The organism is Paraburkholderia mimosarum LMG 23256 = NBRC 106338 (assembly GCF_000739815.1).
Classification (GTDB): domain Bacteria; phylum Pseudomonadota; class Gammaproteobacteria; order Burkholderiales; family Burkholderiaceae; genus Paraburkholderia; species Paraburkholderia mimosarum.
On the sequence record NZ_BBJJ01000099.1, the window covers coordinates 1 to 17618 of the forward strand.

General features: G+C 59.9%; 16 protein-coding genes and 2 pseudogenes. 11 read left to right on the top strand and 7 right to left on the bottom strand.

Annotated elements, in window-relative coordinates; genetic code table 11:
- Positions 1 to 9: 9 nt before the first annotated feature.
- The 3 genes from BMI01S_RS32930 to BMI01S_RS42160 form a co-directional block, all read right to left on the bottom strand.
- The gene (locus tag BMI01S_RS32930) at positions 10 to 492 is read right to left on the bottom strand and encodes a Crp/Fnr family transcriptional regulator (RefSeq protein ID WP_052408465.1); all 483 of its coding nucleotides are present in this window, start codon (positions 490 to 492) and stop codon (positions 10 to 12) included.
- Positions 493 to 653: 161 nt separating this feature from the next.
- Positions 654 to 1202, bottom strand: coding sequence for a hypothetical protein (locus BMI01S_RS32935; protein WP_154671439.1), 549 nt, complete (start codon positions 1200 to 1202; stop codon positions 654 to 656).
- Between the two features lie 124 nt (positions 1203 to 1326).
- Entirely contained in the window at positions 1327 to 1617 is a 291-nt protein-coding gene (locus BMI01S_RS42160; RefSeq protein ID WP_028232596.1) for a muconolactone Delta-isomerase family protein, read from the bottom strand.
- Between the two features lie 450 nt (positions 1618 to 2067).
- Between BMI01S_RS42160 and BMI01S_RS32945 the strand changes: the two genes are divergently transcribed.
- The 4 genes from BMI01S_RS32945 (at position 2068) to BMI01S_RS32960 (ending at position 6323) form a co-directional block, all read left to right on the top strand.
- Complete coding sequence (locus BMI01S_RS32945) at positions 2068 to 2688, top strand: cysteine hydrolase family protein (RefSeq protein ID WP_028232595.1); 621 nt, start codon at positions 2068 to 2070, stop codon at positions 2686 to 2688.
- A 136-nt stretch (positions 2689 to 2824) separates the two neighbouring features.
- On the top strand, positions 2825 to 4003 hold the full coding sequence (locus tag BMI01S_RS32950; protein WP_028232594.1) for an MFS transporter: 1179 nt from the start codon (positions 2825 to 2827) through the stop codon (positions 4001 to 4003).
- 67 nt (positions 4004 to 4070) lie between these two features.
- Entirely contained in the window at positions 4071 to 5057 is a 987-nt protein-coding gene (gene acuI / locus BMI01S_RS32955) for an acrylyl-CoA reductase (NADPH) (RefSeq protein ID WP_028232593.1), read from the top strand.
- 42 nt (positions 5058 to 5099) lie between these two features.
- Positions 5100 to 6323: a YbfB/YjiJ family MFS transporter gene (locus BMI01S_RS32960; RefSeq protein WP_028232592.1), complete on the top strand. Its 1224-nt coding sequence runs from the start codon at positions 5100 to 5102 to the stop codon at positions 6321 to 6323.
- Between the two features lie 20 nt (positions 6324 to 6343).
- On the opposite strand, the gene BMI01S_RS32965 is transcribed toward BMI01S_RS32960, so the two are convergent.
- Positions 6344 to 6856, bottom strand: a complete 513-nt coding sequence (locus BMI01S_RS32965) for a winged helix-turn-helix transcriptional regulator (RefSeq protein ID WP_028232591.1) — start codon at positions 6854 to 6856, stop codon at positions 6344 to 6346.
- Between the two features lie 253 nt (positions 6857 to 7109).
- On the opposite strand from BMI01S_RS32965, the gene BMI01S_RS32970 reads away from it, so the two are divergent.
- The 3 genes from BMI01S_RS32970 (at position 7110) to BMI01S_RS32980 (ending at position 9067) form a co-directional block, all read left to right on the top strand.
- Complete coding sequence (locus BMI01S_RS32970) at positions 7110 to 7733, top strand: cysteine hydrolase family protein (protein WP_028232590.1); 624 nt, start codon at positions 7110 to 7112, stop codon at positions 7731 to 7733.
- Between the two features lie 67 nt (positions 7734 to 7800).
- Positions 7801 to 8427: a glutathione S-transferase family protein gene (locus BMI01S_RS32975; protein ID WP_028232589.1), complete on the top strand. Its 627-nt coding sequence runs from the start codon at positions 7801 to 7803 to the stop codon at positions 8425 to 8427.
- Between the two features lie 4 nt (positions 8428 to 8431).
- Entirely contained in the window at positions 8432 to 9067 is a 636-nt protein-coding gene (locus BMI01S_RS32980; protein ID WP_028232588.1) for a glutathione S-transferase family protein, read from the top strand.
- Positions 9068 to 9132: 65 nt separating this feature from the next.
- Here BMI01S_RS32980 and BMI01S_RS32985 read toward each other — a convergent pair whose 3' ends face one another.
- Positions 9133 to 10050 (bottom strand): LysR family transcriptional regulator, encoded by a 918-nt coding sequence (locus BMI01S_RS32985; RefSeq protein WP_042292104.1) that lies wholly within the window; start codon positions 10048 to 10050, stop codon positions 9133 to 9135.
- A gap of 96 nt (positions 10051 to 10146) precedes the next feature.
- Between BMI01S_RS32985 and glaH the strand changes: the two genes are divergently transcribed.
- Complete coding sequence (gene glaH, locus BMI01S_RS32990) at positions 10147 to 11079, top strand: glutarate dioxygenase GlaH (RefSeq protein WP_028232587.1); 933 nt, start codon at positions 10147 to 10149, stop codon at positions 11077 to 11079.
- Between the two features lie 90 nt (positions 11080 to 11169).
- Positions 11170 to 12408, top strand: coding sequence for an alpha-hydroxy acid oxidase (locus BMI01S_RS32995; protein WP_042292106.1), 1239 nt, complete (start codon positions 11170 to 11172; stop codon positions 12406 to 12408).
- A gap of 63 nt (positions 12409 to 12471) precedes the next feature.
- On the opposite strand, the pseudogene BMI01S_RS39770 reads toward BMI01S_RS32995, so the two are convergent.
- Positions 12472 to 12664: pseudogene (locus BMI01S_RS39770) on the bottom strand (electron transfer flavoprotein subunit beta/FixA family protein); the annotation flags it as partial.
- 44 nt (positions 12665 to 12708) lie between these two features.
- Positions 12709 to 13974: an MFS transporter gene (locus tag BMI01S_RS33000; RefSeq protein ID WP_042292109.1), complete on the bottom strand. Its 1266-nt coding sequence runs from the start codon at positions 13972 to 13974 to the stop codon at positions 12709 to 12711.
- A 262-nt stretch (positions 13975 to 14236) separates the two neighbouring features.
- On the opposite strand from BMI01S_RS33000, the gene BMI01S_RS33005 reads away from it, so the two are divergent.
- A complete protein-coding gene (locus tag BMI01S_RS33005) occupies positions 14237 to 15139 on the top strand; it encodes a LysR family transcriptional regulator (protein WP_051381567.1) in 903 nt (300 codons plus the stop codon).
- Positions 15140 to 15685: 546 nt separating this feature from the next.
- Positions 15686 to 17618: pseudogene (locus BMI01S_RS43405) on the top strand (FUSC family protein); the annotation flags it as partial.

A 17618-nucleotide genomic window follows, 5' to 3' on the forward strand; every position in this document is an offset into this window, starting at 1 on the left:
CCCATTTCCTTAAGTTCGAGAGAGAGTCTGACGAGAAATGCCAAGCATCATTGCAAGCGTGTCTTGTGACACCTGGATTTTCGACCGGTTACCGACAGCGAGGGTGGCATCGCCGCGCGCGAGGTGCATGAGACGACGAGCGATCCTTGCGCGCGTGGAATACAGCGTCGCCTCCTCGAGCATCTGGTAAAGAAGACCCGTATGTTGAGCCAGCAACTCGGCAATCGACTTCGCAAATGCGGCGCTCTGCATGCGCGAGTGGAACGCCTCCAGCGGCAGCCTCACGATCTGCGCGGTCTCTAGCGCAATGACGTCGTGAGCATACGGCCATCCGGTAATGGCGGACATCTCTCCGAACCAGGTGCCGGGCTCCAGGATCGACAGAATGGCTTCTTTGCCGTCGCTGCGCACGTTCGACGCTTTCAACCGTCCTTCGACAATTCCGTAGTCACTTTCAGCGAGGGGCGGATAGATAGCCGGCCAGGCCGCCATCGGCTCGCCGGCATGAATGTCGGCTCGACGCCGAAATGCGCCGACTGCGTGTCCTGACGACGAACGGCTCAAACGGGAAGCCCAGTGGCAGCTTCTATCAGGTGCGAAAGAGTGACAGGGTTGCGCGAGAGGCGTCCTCGAGGTGTGGCGAATCCCTGACCTCACGCTTCGAACCGCTCGGCCATGCGCAGCAACATAGCGACGACCATAACCATGCCGGGAACGAGATAAGCGACATGTTGATGGGCTCGGGTGAGGAAGGAACCCGCGAAAATGACGGCGAGTATCCACACGCCCGCAAGATGCAGCTTTTTCCAGTTGACTGGACCGATAAGACGCGCCGGCATTGCGAACGATGTGAGCGTAAGCAACAGAATCATCAAATAGCCGATGGAACCCGGTATGTTTTTCGCGGGCGTACGCCCCACCCAGAATGCTTCGGGCGCTGTCCCAATGTAGATGATAAGCGCCATCGCGTGCATAAATTGCGAAGCGGCGAACGACAGTCCGATGTAGCGCCGCTCCCTGGCCAAAGCGCGGGTTAGCGCCGACGGCGCGAGTCTCGCAACCGAGGTAGACAGGAACACAGCCAGGAACAGGACAAAGGACGTGCGAGCCGTTGCTCGTATCGCGTATTGCAGCGACTCTACGCCGTTCGGCGCCATTGCAGAGGCCACCACGGCAACTAGCGCAACGATGATGGTTAGCATACCAAATAGTTTCCAGCGTGTCATATAGATTGTTCCAGCATGATTCGCCAACTAGCCGACATGATGTGACAGTCGCCATCTCCAGCGACTCGCCGGCCCGTGCCGACGTGATAGCTCGAGTGGCTCAAAGACTACGCGGACCAAACCCCGAATACGAGCGCAACCGGCTGATCTGTGGCGACGCAAGGTAGCCGGCCTTGACCAACGGGAGTTCGCCCAGGAGTTCTCTCAAGCCGTCTTCGTCATCGGCTTCCGAAATCATGCAGGCTCCCCCTTCTGCCCTCAGCCATATCTGCCGAACTATCCCGGAGGCGTAAAGCCGGCGGACAAATTCAGCCTCCGCCTCGACCTCTTCCTTATGAAGCGACATGGAGGATGCGTTTTCGGAACGGGAAATCATCACGAGGTATTGCATGTTGCTCTCCTGGGTATGGCACTGCGGCCAGGTGGTTGGCTTCGTACGAACAATACGAACAACATCGGAACTCAGCGCTGGGTGAAATTGATCGTGCCGGTCTGACAGAAGCAGCGGCATCCTTGCTAATGCGACGCCACTGGGTCGGCCACCGGATACCGGACCGCCGAAGCGGTTTCCCGCCTGGAGGCTTACTAGTATGTTTTTCATAGTAACAAGATTTTTCCACGCGTGCAAACCCGTCTACTCGCCCATCAATTTGCCAAATAAACCGTGTTCGTAGTATGGGATCTACGCCTAACTTGCCACTATGTTTTTCATATCTACAATGCAACCACTGAGAGGCTTCACCTCTGCCTGAACCGCCATCGCGAGTCGCATGCGTGTCCGGATGAGAGGCGAGCCGTGTCAAGTCACTGTTTTGGCATGAGCCACTTCCGGAGAAACGCAATGAGCCACTTCGTCTACGAGGCCACGTCGACTGCACTGCTGTTTGTCGACCCCTATAACGACTTCCTCTCGGAAGGGGGCAAAGTCTGGCCTTTCGTCAAGGACGTCGCTCAAGAAGTCGGACTGGTGGAGAATCTGCGACTCATCAACGGAGCCGTCCGCAATGCAGGTATCCAGGTCGTCTACGTACCGCACCGCCGGTGGCAGCCGGGCGACTATCAGTGCTGGTGTCATCCGAGCCCGAGCCAGCGCAAGATCATGGACGGTCATCACTTCGCCAAAGGCGAGTGGGGCGGCGAATGGCATCCTGAATTCGCGCCGCAACAAGGTGACATCGTGGCGCTCGAACACTGGGGCTCCAGTGGATTTGCCAATACGGATCTCGACTTCCAGCTCAAGCAGCATCGCATCACGCACGTGGTGATCGTCGGCCTGCTGGCCAACACCTGCATAGAGGCTACGGCGCGATATGCAACGGAGCTTGGTTACCACGTGACACTCGTGAAGGACGCAACGGCCGCCCTCAAGAGGGAATCGATGCACGCAGCGCACGAGCTGAATGGGCCAACCTACGCGCACAGTATCGTAGGCACCCGCGAGTTCATCGACGCATTGCCCTAAGCCTGGTCATGCCTTGCCCTGTAAGTCGTTCGTCCGCATGGTGGGTATCGCCTTCCATGCGGGCTAGTCCTTCGGGACTCCGACGATAGCGCGAATTCCGCGCAATGCCGCCCCACCTACCCTAGCAAAGGCACCCATGATCTCCCCGCGCCGGGTCTTTCTGATGGCTCTTTGCTGTGCGCTCGCCGTCTCGCCCATCTACTACCATCAGCCGCTGCTGCCGCAAATCGCATCAACGTTTGCGGTGCCGTCGGCGCGTGGGAGCCTCATCGCCACGCTCACCCAGCTTGGCTATGCGATGGGACTGCTGCTCTTTGTGCCGCTCGCCGACGGTGTCCAACCGCGCACACTGGCAACGCGTGCGATCATCGCGAACGCAGTGGCGCTGATCGCCTGCGCAGTCGCACCGTCCTTCGTCGCGCTGGCCACATGCAGCTTCCTGGTTGGCATGACTTCGATCTCAGCGCAAATCATCATCCCAGCGGTCTCGGGCATGGCTACGCCCCAGACGCGCGGACGCGTGGTCGGCTCCCTGCTGGGTGGGCTCTCCACTGGCGTCCTGCTGGCACGCGCGCTGAGTGGCGTCGTCGGCGCGCTTTGGGGCTGGCGTTCGATATTCGTGATCGCTTCCGCCATCGACATTGGCCTTCTGTTCGTCATCAGGGAACTGCCCGTGTCGAACTCACTCGCGGCGATCCGCTATCGCGAGTTGATGCACTCGCTCGCTGGCCTCGTCCGCAAGCAAAGGCTCCTACGCCTCTCGGCGACGATGGGGTTTCTTGTGTTCGCCGCGTTCAGTGCACCCTGGGCAACACTCGCGGTGCTACTCGCACGATCACCGTACCATTACGGCCCCGCGACCATCGGGGCATTTGGGCTGATCGGCCTTGTCGGTCTTTCGGTATCGCCACAGCTGGGCGCGATCGTCGACCGCGTCGGCGCGCGCCAGGTTGCGACCGCGGGTGCACTCACGGTCGCCATCGCGTTCGCGTTTGTCGCAGCGGGCGGACGCAGCCTGGCATGGTTGATCGTCGGGATGGTGTTGCTGGATCTGGGCAATCGCGCCAGCTTCATTGCCAACCAGGCACGGATCTATGCGCTGCGCCCCGAAGCCCGCAGCCGCCTGAATACCGTTTACATGGTTTCGTACTTTCTTGGTGGCGCATTCGGTGCGGCACTCGGCGGCGCGGGGGCCCTGCACGCTGGCTGGCTCGGCCTCGCCGCGATCGGCGCCTTGCTCTCGCTCGCCGCCGTTGTGGTCAATGCGCTCGCATACGCGCGGTCCGGTTCAGCCGTCGCCAACGGGCGTGCTTAACCGAAGCAGCCGAAAGAATCCCCCGTTTGGCGACGGCCTTCGGGAAACAACTGTTCAGGAGAATCGAATGACCTTCAAAGCACTGCTCGCGACGAAGCCGCGTGACACGATCTCGACTCGCATCGTCGATATGCGCGAGCAAGACCTCATGCCCGGAGGCGTAACCATTGCGGTCGAATATTCGACCGTGAACTTCAAGGACGCACTCGCCATCACCGGACGCGCGGAAATTATTCGCGAGTTCCCGTTGGTCGCCGGTATCGATCTGGCCGGAACCGTTGAGGAGTCCACGTATCCCGGCATCTCGGCCGGCGACCGTGTCGTCCTCAACGGCTGGGAGCTCAGCCAGAGCCATCACGGCGGATTCGCGCAAAAGGCACGCGTGAAAGGCGAATGGCTCGTCAAGCTTCCAGATGTTTTTTCCACGCGCGACGCAATGGCAATTGGCACGGCCGGATACACGGCCATGCTTGCCGTGATGGCGCTGGAACATGGCGGCGTCTCGCCACAATGCGGCGATGTCCTCGTCACAGGCGCCAATGGAGGCGTCGGCTCGATCGCAATTGCAGTCCTGTCGGGCCTCGGGTATCGCGTCGTCGCATCAACTGGACGCCACGCGGAAGCCGACTATCTGCATAGCCTCGGCGCGGCGGAAATCATCGACCGGCGAACGCTCTCGGAGCCAGGTACGCCGCTCGCCAGCGAACGTTGGGCGGGTGCCGTGGATTCCGTTGGACATCACACGCTGGCAAACGTGTTGGCCCAGACGCAATACCGCGGCGTGGTCGCCGCCTGCGGCCTGGCACAGGGCTCGGGCCTCCCCGGTTCGGTCATGCCCTTCATCCGACGCAACGTGACCCTCGCGGGCATCGATTCCGTCAATGCCCCGCAGTCGGTGCGCATCGATGCCTGGGCGCGGCTTGCGCGCGACCTCGACTTGAGCAAACTCGGCCGCGCGACGCAGGTCATCGGACTCGCTGACGTTCCTCCTGTCGCGGGCCAGATACTGGAAGGCAAGATTCAGGGTCGCACAGTCGTAGACGTCAATGCGTAGCCTTTCTTGCCGCCGCAACACACCCAGGTTCCGGAACTCATAGTGTCCGCCGTTCCTTCCTCGTCCGATGGGTGCGAAACATCGTCGCTCGACGCCCGCACGCTATTCGCAGCGTTCGCCGGGCTTTGCGGAAGTCTGGTCGCCATCGGTCTCGCGCGCTTCGCCTACACGCCGCTCATTCCCTCGATGATCCAGGCGCACTGGTTCAGTTCCTCGCAGACTGTCACGCTCGGAGCGGCAAATTTCGCCGGCTATCTGATCGGTGCGATGGCGGGACGACCGCTCGTTGCGAAGCTGTCGAACCAGTCCGCCTTGCGACTGCTGATGGCCGCCGTTACGATCGCGTTCTTCGCGTGCGCCTGGCCCGTTTCCGTATCGTGGTTCTTCTTCTGGCGCCTGCTGTCGGGCTTTTCCGGTGGCGCGATCATGGTACTCGTCGCGACGTCGATCCTCCCGCACCTTCCCGCGCCGCGCCGGGGCTTCGCGAGCGGAATGATCTTTCTCGGGCTGGGCCTCGGCGTTGCGGCATCGGGCACGTTGATCCCGCAACTCCTGGCGACCGGGCTGCGCGACACGTGGCTCGGCCTCGGCATGCTCTCGTTCTCGCTTACGGCCTTGAGCTGGTTCGGCTGGCCGGCGACGAATCCGCCTGCTGCGCAGGCCGGGCCAGCGCTCAAGACTGAGCGCGGCAGCCTCGCACTGCGTGTGCTCTATGCACAATACGCAGCGAACGCGCTCGGCCTCGTGCCTGTAATTGTGCTGCTCGTGGACTACGTAGCGCGCGGCCTCGGCCGCGGCGCAGCAGTGGGCGCCGACTACTGGGTACTATACGGTCTCGCTGCCATCGCGGGGCCCATGATCTGCAGCATTCTGGGCAGCCGGATCGGCTTTCGGGCTGCCTGGCGCGCCGCGCTTGTGCTACAGGCCATCGCGATCGTGGTACTTGCAAAGACAGGAAATCCCTATGTTCTCGCAGGCGCCACAGTCATCCTGGGCGTGTTCACGCCCGGAATCGTGCCGCTCGTGCTCGGCTGCATCAACGAGTTGCTACCGGACAATTTCCTGGAACAGCGCGCAGCGTGGAGCCGTGCAACCACGGCTTTTGCCCTCTTTCAGGCACTCGGCGGCTATGGATACTCGTATCTTTTTTCTCGCCTTCACAACGACTACGCGCTCGTGTTCCTGTGCGGCGCGGGCGCATTCGCGCTAGCCTTCGTCGCGGACGTCCTGGTGCGCGTGCGGCGCACAGAGCAGTCTGGACGATAGCCCGTTGTACGCTGGCCGCATTATTCCGATCTGGCCTTCGCGGCCCGATATGTCTCGCGCCTTCTCTCGCGCTCTTTCGCAAACGAAGCACTCAAGGTTGCATCGAGGTCGCGACGCTCCACGTACTCGCCGCACGACGGGCAGACATAGTCGAGGCCAACCTCGTGCCCGCACACACGATGCGTAAAATGCACAGCGACTTCCTCGCCTTTGCTCTTGCACCAGGTTTCACCCCAAGTGCGTAGCGCCTGGATCACCGGATAGTATGCCCGGCCTTTCTCCGTGAGACAGTACTCGTAGCGCAACGGCCTTTCCTGGTACGGACGGCGCTCGACCATCCCGTCAGCTTCGAGCGACTTCAGGCGCGTCGCCAGCATCTGGGGCGTCGCCTCCGTCTGAATCTGGATTTCCTCGAATCGAGTCGCGCCCATGTACAGTTCGCGCAGCACGAGCGTCGTCCACTTGTCACCGACAACTTCAGTCGACCGCGCCACCGGGCACACCGTGGCCACCCCCTTCTCTCTGCGTTTCATTTTGTCTCCATCGTAACTACCGTTTTCATAGTAGCACGGATTTCGTCGCCGCGACGGCACCAGCATCGGAGTGAAAAATTGGTTCGATACCCGTAAGCTGGATATGGTATTGAAGTTTCATTTTCACCTATGAAATTCATATATATACTCTGCTCGTGAGGCATCGAAGTGCTCGACGTCCCGCAGAAGAAGTTCCGCGCAACGGATGTCGGTTGTGCCGTGCCCCATCCCGAATCGCTTTCCGGAGAACATCATGTCGGACCCCGTCTATCACGCCGAATACACCGGTCTTTTGCTGGTCGACCCGTACAACGACTTCCTGTCACATGGCGGCAAGATCTTTCCGATGATCGAGGCAGTCGCCAACGACGTCCGGCTCCTCGACAATTTGGGCGCAGCGGTGGGCGCCGCTCGCAATGCTGGCATCCAGGTGTTCTATGTGCCGCATCGCCGCTGGCAGCCTGGCGATTACGAAGACTGGGACCATCCGAACCCGACGCAACTGATCGTGCAAAAGCGCCAGTCTTTCGCAAAGGGGTCGTGGGGCGGCGAATGGCACCCCGATTTTGTTCCCCAGGAAGACGACATCATCATCCACGAGCATTGGGCGCAAAGCGGCTTTGCCAACACGGACCTCGATTTCCAGCTCAAGCAGCACAACATTTCGCACGTCATTGTCGTTGGCCTGCTCGCGAACACCTGCATCGAATCTACCGCGCGATTCGCGATGGAACTCGGCTATCACGTGACGCTCGTGCGCGACGCGACCGCCGCCTTCTCCCCGGAAATGATGCGCGCCGCCCACGAACTGAACGGGCCCACATTTGCCCACTCGATCGTCACGACGGCCGAATTGCAGACAGCACTGCCGGCATAAGCGTTAGCCGGCGATGACGGACTCAAGCGAGCAATCAACCAACAACAAAAACCCGAAGGACTCACGCATGATTACCATCTGGGGCCGTGCCAACTCGGTCAATGTCCAGAAGGTCTTGTGGCTTTGTGAGGAGATCTCGCTATGCTATAACCGGATTGACGCCGGTCTGCAATTCGGACACAACACCGAACCTGACTATCTCGCAATGAATCCGATGGGCAAGGTCCCCACCCTCGTCGACGGTGAATTCGTGCTTTGGGAATCGAATTCGATCCTGCGCTATATCGCGATGCAGTACGGTGGACCCAGCGCACTATATCCCGCCGATCCAAAGGCGCGGGCCAGCATCGACCGCTGGCTCGACTGGTCACTGTCGACCTTGCAGCCGGCCGAGCGTCCCGTGTTCTGGGGAATCATCCGTACAGCCGAGGCCGAGCGGGACATCGGGAAAATTGCCGCCGATGTCGCAAAGGTCGCGGAAGTCTGGAAAGTGCTCGACACACAGTTGAAGGGTCGCGACTTCGTCGAAGGCAAGTCGTTCACGATCGCGGATATCGTGCTCGGTGCATTCGCGAAGCGATGGTTTGGCATGCCGGGCATAGAACGTGCTCGAATGCCCGACCTCGAGCGCTGGTACGCGTCGCTCGCCACGCGTCCGGGTTTCAACAAACATGTCGATGTCGAATTGAGCTGAATCCATGAAGACCGAACCGATTACGCTCTACGCATGGAACACGCCTAATGGCCGAAAGGCCAGCGTCGCGCTCGAAGAAATGGCGTTGCCATACGTCGTTCAGCCCGTGAATATCGGCAACCGCGAGCAGTTCGCACCGTCATTCCTATCCATCAGCCCGAACAACAAGATTCCGGCCATCGTCGATCCGGACGGCCCCGATGGTCGGCCTATCAGCGTGTTCGAGTCGGGCGCGATCCTTCTCTATCTTGGAGAAAAGACCGGCCGATTTCTCCCACGCGGTCTACGCGAACGGGTACCCGTGATCGAATGGCTCATGTGGCAGATGGGCGGTTTCGGACCTATGCCCGGACAGGTGCACCACTTCGCCGCCCTCGCTTCCGAAGGCGATAGACGCTACGGTCTCAAGCGCTTCTCAGACGAGACACGGCGGCTTTATTCGGTGCTGAACGAAAGACTCGCCGGCCATGAGTACGTGGCCGGCGAGCTTTCGATCGCCGACTTTGCCATCATTGGCTGGGCGTGGCGGCACGAGCGGCACAAGGTCGATCTTGCAGACTACCCAAACGTGAAGCGATGGTACGACGCAATGTTCGATCGCCCCGCGGTACGTCGCGGCTTCGAGGTCAAGCTTGACTAAGATAATTACATAGTCATCCTGACCGACGCTCTACCGGTAGTCACCAACGCGCCCGCGAGCTTGACTCAAGCTGGGTCTGACGGTGCGCGACCGGTGAACAGCGCGAGGGATTCCTTCACGAATGCGCGAACGGCGGGAGAAAGCTCCCGCCGCCTGCTAGCGATTGCAAGATGACACGGATACTCGAAATCCGCGATCGGCCGATAGCAAATGCCTGGCTGTGTGAAATTGCGCATCGATTCCGGGACGACGACCACGCCGTATCCCGCCGATGCGAGACTGATTGCGGCGATGAAATCATGAACACGATGTTCCAGAAAAGGAACGAAGCCCCCCGCTGCGCCCAGCGCAGTAAGGACCTCGCTGAATCCCCCGTCGTCATCGAAGTGGGGGGAAATAAAACGCTGATCCTTCAGGTCGCTGACCGACACGTGAGCGCCTACCGCCAATGAATGGTCTTCGGCCATCGCGACCAAAAGGCACTCGGTCTGCACGATCGTGGCCACGATACCCGCTGGATGTTGGCGCCAGGGTCTCACGATACCCACGTCGATCTCGCCGCTGACGAGCGCCTCGAACTGACGCGGGGTCTCCATGGCCACGACTTCGATTCGCACGTCGCCGTGCGTGACCCGAAACTGATGCAGCATTCTCGAGAGCACACCACTGCTCACGCCGGATGCCACCGATCCGATCCGCACAACACCGGCCAGGCCTCTGGCCGCCAGCCGGCCAACCTGATCCGCGCGCTCGATATGACGTAGTGCTGCAACCGCTTCGGCATGGAACAAACGCCCCGCATCGGTCAGCGTAACGGGCTGTCGCTTGTTCCGGTTCAGGAGACGAACGCCGATCTCCTGCTCGAGGCGTTGAATCTGGGCGCTAAGCGCTGATTGCGCGACATTCAATCGATCCGCTGCCTTGGCAAAGTGCAGATCCTCCACCACTGCAACGAAGTATCGCAGTTGACGGGCGTCGATCATTTAATCTCCAGGAGCGAATAAACATTCGCTTATTGCTTCTGGATGATATCAAAAAAGAGGCATCAAATAGAGTCCTGAAACACACTGGAGGACAACATGGACACCCTGACCACCAACGCTGGTTCCCTCACGCATCGGCAACCGCTTTTCCGCTTGTCGGCGCATCCCACTCATCACCGCATCATGAACGTGACGGTTGAGCCCAACGCGCTGACCGGATTCCTCACAGACGTACGGGATATCGACGTCCAGAATCTCCAATATGTCCCGTTCATGCGCCATCACCTTGCCGATCTGCTGGTCGATCGCCTCGGCGACGACTTTGCCGACATGCTCGTCGAACTGGTCAAGGACCGTCGGCACGGCGGCTTCACCATCGGCCTCCAGGGCCTTTCGCAGGAGCCTTCCGACTTCGTGAAGTTCGGTACGGCCATCGGTCATATTCTCGGCCCGAGCAATCACGATGCGATGTCGGGAACGTACTACGCCCGCTTCGTGGTGAAGCACACCGATAACAGCGACTCGTATCTTCGTCAGGCATACCGGCTGTTCACGATGCACACCGACGGTACGTACGTTAGCGACGCAACGGACTGGCTGTTGATGATGAAATTCGCGGAGCGAAACGCGGTCGGCGGCGAATCGCGATTTCTGCACCTCGACGACTGGGAAGAGCGCGATCGCTTCGTCAATCACAAGCTCGGAACCAAGCCGTTCTTCTACAAAGGATCCGATTCCAAGAACGTCAGCGAACAGATCGAGCGGCCGCTTTTCTTTCAAAGCGAATTCGGTCTGTCGATCTCGTTCATCGACCAGTTCGTTCAGCCGTCCAACCGCGAAGAAGCGGCATTTCTCCGCGCCCTGTCCCAGTCGATGGAAGCATCGGCCGGCACGAGGGAAGTGTCTTTGCCGGTCGGCGGTCTGGTGGTGCTGAACAATTTTTTCTACCTCCACGGCCGGGCGCCGTTCCAGCCGAACGAATCGCTGTACCGCGAGTTGATGCGCCAGCGGGGTTCGTTTGCGTATTGACGTCGACGTCGCAGGCTCTTCGACGTTGTCGGGCACACCGACCGCGGAGGGCTGGCGCAGCGATTTGAAGCAACACAGTGAGGCCAAAGAATGAATGACTACGCAGAGCACGTGACTGTGCAGGAAACGCCGCCCGTCGGGCGAATTGAACAAGCGGCTTACGGGGTCAAACAGCATGTTCCCCGGCGGCTACGCCGGATCCTCTCGCTCGCGGACTTCGAGGCGGCCGCACGGCGCATACTGCCGCGTCCGCTCTTCGGCTATATCTCCGGCGCAGCGGAGGACGGAATGTCGATCGCTGCGAATCGGGCTGCGTTCGAACGCCTGAAGTTCCGCACGAGAGTGCTTGTCGACGTTTCTCACCGATCTCAGCAAACAACGATCTTCAACCACACCTACTCGTCTCCGTTCGGAATCGCACCGGTTGGAATCAGTGCTATTTCGGCATATCGGGGCGACATCGCGTTGGCTACGGCCGCGCAGGATGAAAATATCCCTGCAATCATGAGCGGTTCCTCGCTCATTCCGATGGAGGCGGTCCATGCGGCGGCATCGGGCACCTGGTTCCAGGCTTACCTGCCCGGCGACGCCGCTCGCCGCGACGCTCTGATCGAGCGCGTCAAAGCCGCTGGCTTCTCGACGCTCGTACTCACGGTCGACATTCCCGTCTGGGCGAACCGCGAAAACAACGTGCGTACGGGCTTCTCGCTGCCGCTGCGCCCGTCGCTGCGTCTTGCGATGGACGGCATTTCCCACCCGCGCTGGCTGCTCGGCACGTTCGCCCGCACGCTGATCAATCACGGCATGCCCCACTTCGAGAACTCGTTCGCGACACGAGGGGCGCCGATGTTGTCCGCATCGGCGATACGCGACACCACCGGACGCGACCATCTGTCATGGTCGGACATCGCAAGCATTCGTCAGCGATGGAGCGGCAGCCTGGTCATCAAAGGCATCCTTCACGCGGACGATGCGCGACGCGCGGTCGCGATTGGCACAGACGGGATCATCGTGTCGAACCATGGAGGGCGCCAACTGGACGGCGCGGTGGAACCGCTATCCGTGTTACCGCAGATTTGTGATGCCGTTGGAGACAAGACCGTTGTGATGATGGACAGCGGAATTCGGCGCGGGGGAGATGTTCTGAAGGCGCTCGCGCTCGGTGCGCAGTTCGTATTCGCTGGGCGCCCGTTCATGTATGCCGCCGCCGTCGGCGGCGTGCCGGGTGTTCGACATGCAATCGGCCTTCTCAGGGACGAAGTCGACCGAAACATGGCGATGCTCGGTACGGTATCGATTGGAGACATCGATCGCGGAATACTAACCTGAACGTTGCATCGCGCGATATCCCCGCGATGCGCCCAGCCCAGGAGCCATTCCAGGCGGACGCATCTGCCTGCGCCGGGTGGTCGTCTGCGGCCCGCCCATCGCCCGAGGCGCGTTCAGGCGCAGGTCCGTCGTGACCACCTGCGGGCAGCGTGAGCAACAACGTTTCCGCGCCGCCGTCCATTTCGCGCGACACGGTGGCCTTGCCATCCGCATCCACGACCTTCGAGGCAAACATGGCCTGCGGCAGCTCCTTGATGTCGCATGGCTTGCAGTGCACGCGGATCTGCGCGTTGACCAAAACTATGTATTACGACACGCCTGCGGCGCGGTGAATGTCTCAACCGATGTCCCTCCGCTTGCTTCCATTTCCGATACAGCGGTCATGTCGACACCCCGGTTTTCGCGACTGAACAGGATGAGTATCGCGATGGTGACGACGACCGATCCGACCACGATCGCCAGCGCATACCCGTAGTGATTGGCATGTCGCACAGCAATCGCCGACTGTAACGGTGCATTGACCGATGCCAGCAGATTGCCGAGTTGGTAAACGAGACCTGGAAAGGTCGCCCGAATGCTTGCTGGCGAGATTTCGTTCAAATGTGCCGGGATCACGCCCCATGCGCCTTGCACGGAGAGCTGCATCAGGAACGCGCCCGCGGCAAGCAACATCGGATCGCCGGAAAAGGCCCACAATGGCAGCACCGGCAATGCGATCAGAGCGGCCCAGAATATCGTCCAGCGGCGCCCAAACCTTTCCGACAGCAAGCCGGACGACAGACCACCGATGAGCCCGCCGACGTTCAGAATGATCACAATTAGCGAAACGACATGCGGCGCGAACTGATGCTGCTCACGCAAGAACGTCGGGTAAAGATCCTGCGTCCCGTGGGCAAAGAAGTTGAACGCCGTCATCAGGACGATCGCATAGATCGACAGTTTCCAGTTTTGCTTGAGGCTTGCCATCAGCCCGACCCGGGGGCTGTGCTGCGTCGCCGTCCATGCGGGCGATTCAGGCACTCGGGTGCGCATAAACAGGACCAGCAACGCGGGCAGCACACCGATGAATAACATGCCGCGCCAGCCGACGTAGGGATATAAAAGGCCGAACACGAGAGACGCCAACAGGTAACCGCTGGGGTAACCAGCCTGGAGCAGCCCCGAAACGAAGCCGCGAGATTGGGCTGGGACGCTTTCCATCGTCAACGCGGAGCCAACGCCCCATTCCCCGCCCATCGCCACGCCGAACAGTGCGCGCAGCACGATCAGCGTCGTCAGATTCGGCGAGAAGCCCGACAGCAATTCGAGCAACGAATAGCAAACGATGTTGATCATCAGCGTCGGCCGACGACCGAAACGATCAGCGATCCATCCGAAGATGAGCGCGCCTATCGGCCTCAACGCAAGCGTGAACGTGATCGCAAGTGCGACGGCCGGGACGGTAGTCGAGAATTCAGCAGCAATGTCCTTCAGAACGAATACCATCAAGAAAAAATCGAATGCATCCAACGTCCAGCCGAGATACGCAGCGATTACGACGCTCTTTTGCTCCTTATTCCAACTCATGGAATTTGTCTCCTGATCATATGTGTGACTTTTTAACTATGAATCGAATGATCGAAAGTGTTCTCACCAGCACCCACAATTTTTTATATAGGATTACATATTATTTCGATTGCCCTGCATGACCAGTCAATCGCCCCGTGCTCACGAAGACAGCGAACCAGGGTCCCGAGGAATCGTCGCCTGAGTAGCCAGGGGAATGCACACCAGTCTAGAATGCATGCATCTCTTCGATAAATACTATTATTTTATTGTTTAATAGATCATGCCTATAAATCTCACCCTGCACCAACTGGATGCATTTCGCGCGGTTGCGCGATACCGAAGCTTCAGCGGCGCCGCCAAGGCGCTCTTCATCTCTCAACCCAGTCTGACGCTGCTGATCCGCAATCTGGAGGGAGCGCTGTCGGTCCGTCTGTTTGATCGAACGACTCGGCGTGTCGAACTGACGACGGCAGGCGAAGAATTCCTGCCAGTGGCGGAACGCATCTTTTCCGAGCTCGAAATCGCACAGGAGAATCTGGCCGATCGATCCGCATTGCGGCGCGGTCGGGTCGCACTGGGCGCGTTGCCGTCCGCCTCGGCGGACTGGATACCGCGCTCGATCTTTGCATTCCACGAGGCACATCCCGAGATTTCGGTGGAAGTGAAAGACGGTGTGGCGGGCCAACTGATCGACATGGTTCGCGCTGGGGAGATCGACTTTGCCCTCGGCAGCTATACAACCGTCGAACCGGACATTCAGTTTTCCAGCATCGCGCAGGATGAAATTTACCTGGTATGCCGAAGCGACCATCGACTAGCTCACCGTCGGCGGGTGAAATGGGCGGAAATCCTGAAAGAACCATTCATCGCGATGTCTCAGGGTACAAGCGTCCGGTACGCGACGGATTCCGCATTCGCCAGTCTCCAGGTCGTGAAGCCGCCAGCCTACGATGTCTCGCTCCTCTCCACGATGTTCGGACTGGCACGCTCCGGTGTGGGCGTGACTGCGCTGCCGACAACGGTGCTCGAGGTTTTCAACGTCGACGGAGTGGCAAAAATTCCGCTCGTCGAACCGGTCATGCGCCGGGATATTGGATTTGTCACGCGCCGCGGCAGGGAACCGACACCGTCTGCGAAACAGCTGATGAATACGATCGAACAATGTATCGTGCCCCAAGCATGAATCCCGCGGAGGAAGTGGCACGACGAGGGAAAGAGACACTCAGCGCAGTTCAAGGCAAAGGCGACCTGACAACGGTACGGGATGAACGTGCGCGGATGAAACTTGTTCAGCCAGGGTGACGAGCGATGCGGGCTGACGGGCTGACGGGCTGACGGGCTGACGGGCTGACGGGCTGACGGGCTGACGGGCTGACGGGCTGACGCCAATTTAATCTTGGATTGAGAACAAAAATTCAATTTCGTGACGTTTTATATATTTAAGTCAGGGTGTCAAATAGCCTCACTGTTTCCCTGGGAGGCTATTCAAATGAACGTCCGCAACGACATTTCCACCTATCCCGCCTGACGCGCGACAGCGCTAACTTCGTCGGATTCAGCGCAGCGGCAACGTCCCCGGTCCGCGCGTCGAATCACGATGCAATGTCCGGCTCGTTTGAAAAACCTCCGTCAATCTCCTCGGTCGACAGGGCCTGTGCCGTGCAACGAAGCCCCTTGCCTTTGAGGTTTCGAAGCGTTTTGTCTGAACAACGTTTGACCCTGCTCGTGTATGAAAATCGGCCGTTTACACATAAAGATTCCGGAGCTAGCGGACTTCAAGACGCTGCCCCCACCGTCCATCCCGGGCGTTACATGGGAGGGAGTGGCGTATTCCGTCCGGACTGCAGGCGCATCGCTGATCGCGCTGTACATCGCGTTTTGCATGAACCTCGACGACCCGAAATGGGCTGCAATCACCGTGTGGGTCGTCGCCCAAAACAGTCGTGGCATGAGCGTATCGAAGAGCCAGTACCGGATCCTCGGTACTGCGCTGGGCGCGGTCGCAGCACTCGTGCTCGTCGCCCTGTTTGCGCAGACGCCAGGGTTGTTTCTGTTGGGACTCGCCGCCTGGATCGGACTTTGCACCGGATTGGCGAGCGGATTGCGGAATTTTCGTGCTTACGCGACTGTACTTGCGGGCTATACGGCAGCGATCATCGGGCTGGATGCCGCTTCTGCGCCCCTTCACGCGTTCGATATCGCGCTCGCGCGCTTTGTCTACGTTGTCGTTGGCATTCTGGTCGAAGCAACCCTCACTGCGATCCTCGCCCCTGGCGCGGCGTTACGTGAGGTGCGCGAGCAATTTCATGGTTATGTGGACAAGGCTTCGCAGTTCGGTGCACGAGCGCTTCGCCGCGAGACTGATCAAGGCGCCATACACAAGCTGTTTGCGGCTGCCCTCGAACTGGACACCGCGGCCGAATATGCTGCTGCGGCATCCGCGGAAGTCCGTCTCGCCATTGGGCATCTGCGTGCCGCAATCGTCGCAGTACTAACGCAGCTGTCCGCAATCCACGCGTTACAAGCGCAACTGACTCGCTACCCCGATCTTCAGATTGACGTTGTCGATGAAACAGCGTCCGTGCTGGCAGGCGATGACACCGATTCCTCCACCACTGCAAGGTCCAGAATCGCCTCTCTGAAGTCACGTATCAGGCACGCTCTTGTATTGGAGGCATCCCGCCAGCGCGATTCGCGGACATGCAGGCTGTTCATTCTTGACCGGCTAACCTTGCTTCTCACAGCATGGGAGGAGGTCATTGCAAGAAAATCATGCCTGGATCAGGTGAATCCTCCGCGATTGCTTGTGAAATTTGCCTTCCATCGTGACCACGTGCTTGCCTGGCACAATGGCATGCGGGGTTTTTTGCCGTGGTTGCCGCGTCGATCTTCTGGCTATTTAGCGCCTGGCCGTCGGGCGCGGGTTTCGTCGCCACAGTCGGGGTGGTAAGCGCGCTTTTCGCCACGCGCGCCAACTCCATAGCCGCTGCAATGGGATGGTTCAAGGGCGCATTCTTCGCGGCACTGGTAGGAATCCTGTGTAATTTTGTTTTGTTACCGGCAGTGTCGGACTTCATTCCGTTGGCGTGCATTGCCGGTTTCTTCATGGTCGTGGCCGGTCTTGCTATGCGCAATCCCAGAACGTCATCGATCGGCAGTGGATTTGCCCTGTTTTTCTGGAACTTCACTTCACCCAGCAACGTAGCGCGTATCAACGATGCCGTGTTCCTCAACGACGCACTGTCCACCCTGCTGGCAATCGCCTGGGCCACGCTCGCTTTTTCGGTCTTGTTTCCGCTGGACCGTGCATCGAGTATCGCGCGGCTGCATCGCGCGGTCCGGCGCGACCTCTCCGACCTGGCCCACAACCCGCAACGATGGCGGCGAGATGCCTGGCTTAGCCGCACTGCCGACCGCCTCGGCCGCCGTTTCGCCACCGCAGCCTCCAGCGCCAAGCCGGAGTCCTGTGCGGAAACCGAGCTGCGCAAGCTGCTCGCGGCCTGGACGATAGGTGACAGCCTGCTCGCCCTGCAGAAGGGTGCTGGATCGTATCCAGGCGTGCGCCGGTCAATGACAGTCATTCGCGGACGGCTGCGCAAGCTGGATTTCGCGCGCCTCGCAGCGGTTTGCGACTCAGTCGCAGTCCGATTGCTGCGGCATGG

Excerpts from the sequence above, each read along its gene's own strand:
- BMI01S_RS32995 (WP_042292106.1), top strand. The coding sequence starts at position 11,170 with ATGAATGACTACGCAGAGCACGTGACTGTGCAGGAAACGCCGCCCGTC.
- BMI01S_RS32985 (WP_042292104.1), bottom strand. The coding sequence starts at position 10,050 with ATGATCGACGCCCGTCAACTGCGATACTTCGTTGCAGTGGTGGAGGAT.
- BMI01S_RS32935 (WP_154671439.1), bottom strand. The coding sequence starts at position 1,202 with ATGCTAACCATCATCGTTGCGCTAGTTGCCGTGGTGGCCTCTGCAATG.
- acuI (WP_028232593.1), top strand. The coding sequence starts at position 4,071 with ATGACCTTCAAAGCACTGCTCGCGACGAAGCCGCGTGACACGATCTCG.
- glaH (WP_028232587.1), top strand. The coding sequence starts at position 10,147 with ATGGACACCCTGACCACCAACGCTGGTTCCCTCACGCATCGGCAACCG.
- BMI01S_RS32980 (WP_028232588.1), top strand. The coding sequence starts at position 8,432 with ATGAAGACCGAACCGATTACGCTCTACGCATGGAACACGCCTAATGGC.
- BMI01S_RS32945 (WP_028232595.1), top strand. The coding sequence starts at position 2,068 with ATGAGCCACTTCGTCTACGAGGCCACGTCGACTGCACTGCTGTTTGTC.
- BMI01S_RS42160 (WP_028232596.1), bottom strand. The coding sequence starts at position 1,617 with ATGCAATACCTCGTGATGATTTCCCGTTCCGAAAACGCATCCTCCATG.
- BMI01S_RS33000 (WP_042292109.1), bottom strand. The coding sequence starts at position 13,974 with ATGAGTTGGAATAAGGAGCAAAAGAGCGTCGTAATCGCTGCGTATCTC.
- BMI01S_RS32975 (WP_028232589.1), top strand. The coding sequence starts at position 7,801 with ATGATTACCATCTGGGGCCGTGCCAACTCGGTCAATGTCCAGAAGGTC.
- BMI01S_RS32950 (WP_028232594.1), top strand. The coding sequence starts at position 2,825 with ATGATCTCCCCGCGCCGGGTCTTTCTGATGGCTCTTTGCTGTGCGCTC.
- BMI01S_RS32970 (WP_028232590.1), top strand. The coding sequence starts at position 7,110 with ATGTCGGACCCCGTCTATCACGCCGAATACACCGGTCTTTTGCTGGTC.
- BMI01S_RS33005 (WP_051381567.1), top strand. The coding sequence starts at position 14,237 with ATGCCTATAAATCTCACCCTGCACCAACTGGATGCATTTCGCGCGGTT.
- BMI01S_RS32965 (WP_028232591.1), bottom strand. The coding sequence starts at position 6,856 with ATGAAACGCAGAGAGAAGGGGGTGGCCACGGTGTGCCCGGTGGCGCGG.
- BMI01S_RS32930 (WP_052408465.1), bottom strand. The coding sequence starts at position 492 with ATGGCGGCCTGGCCGGCTATCTATCCGCCCCTCGCTGAAAGTGACTAC.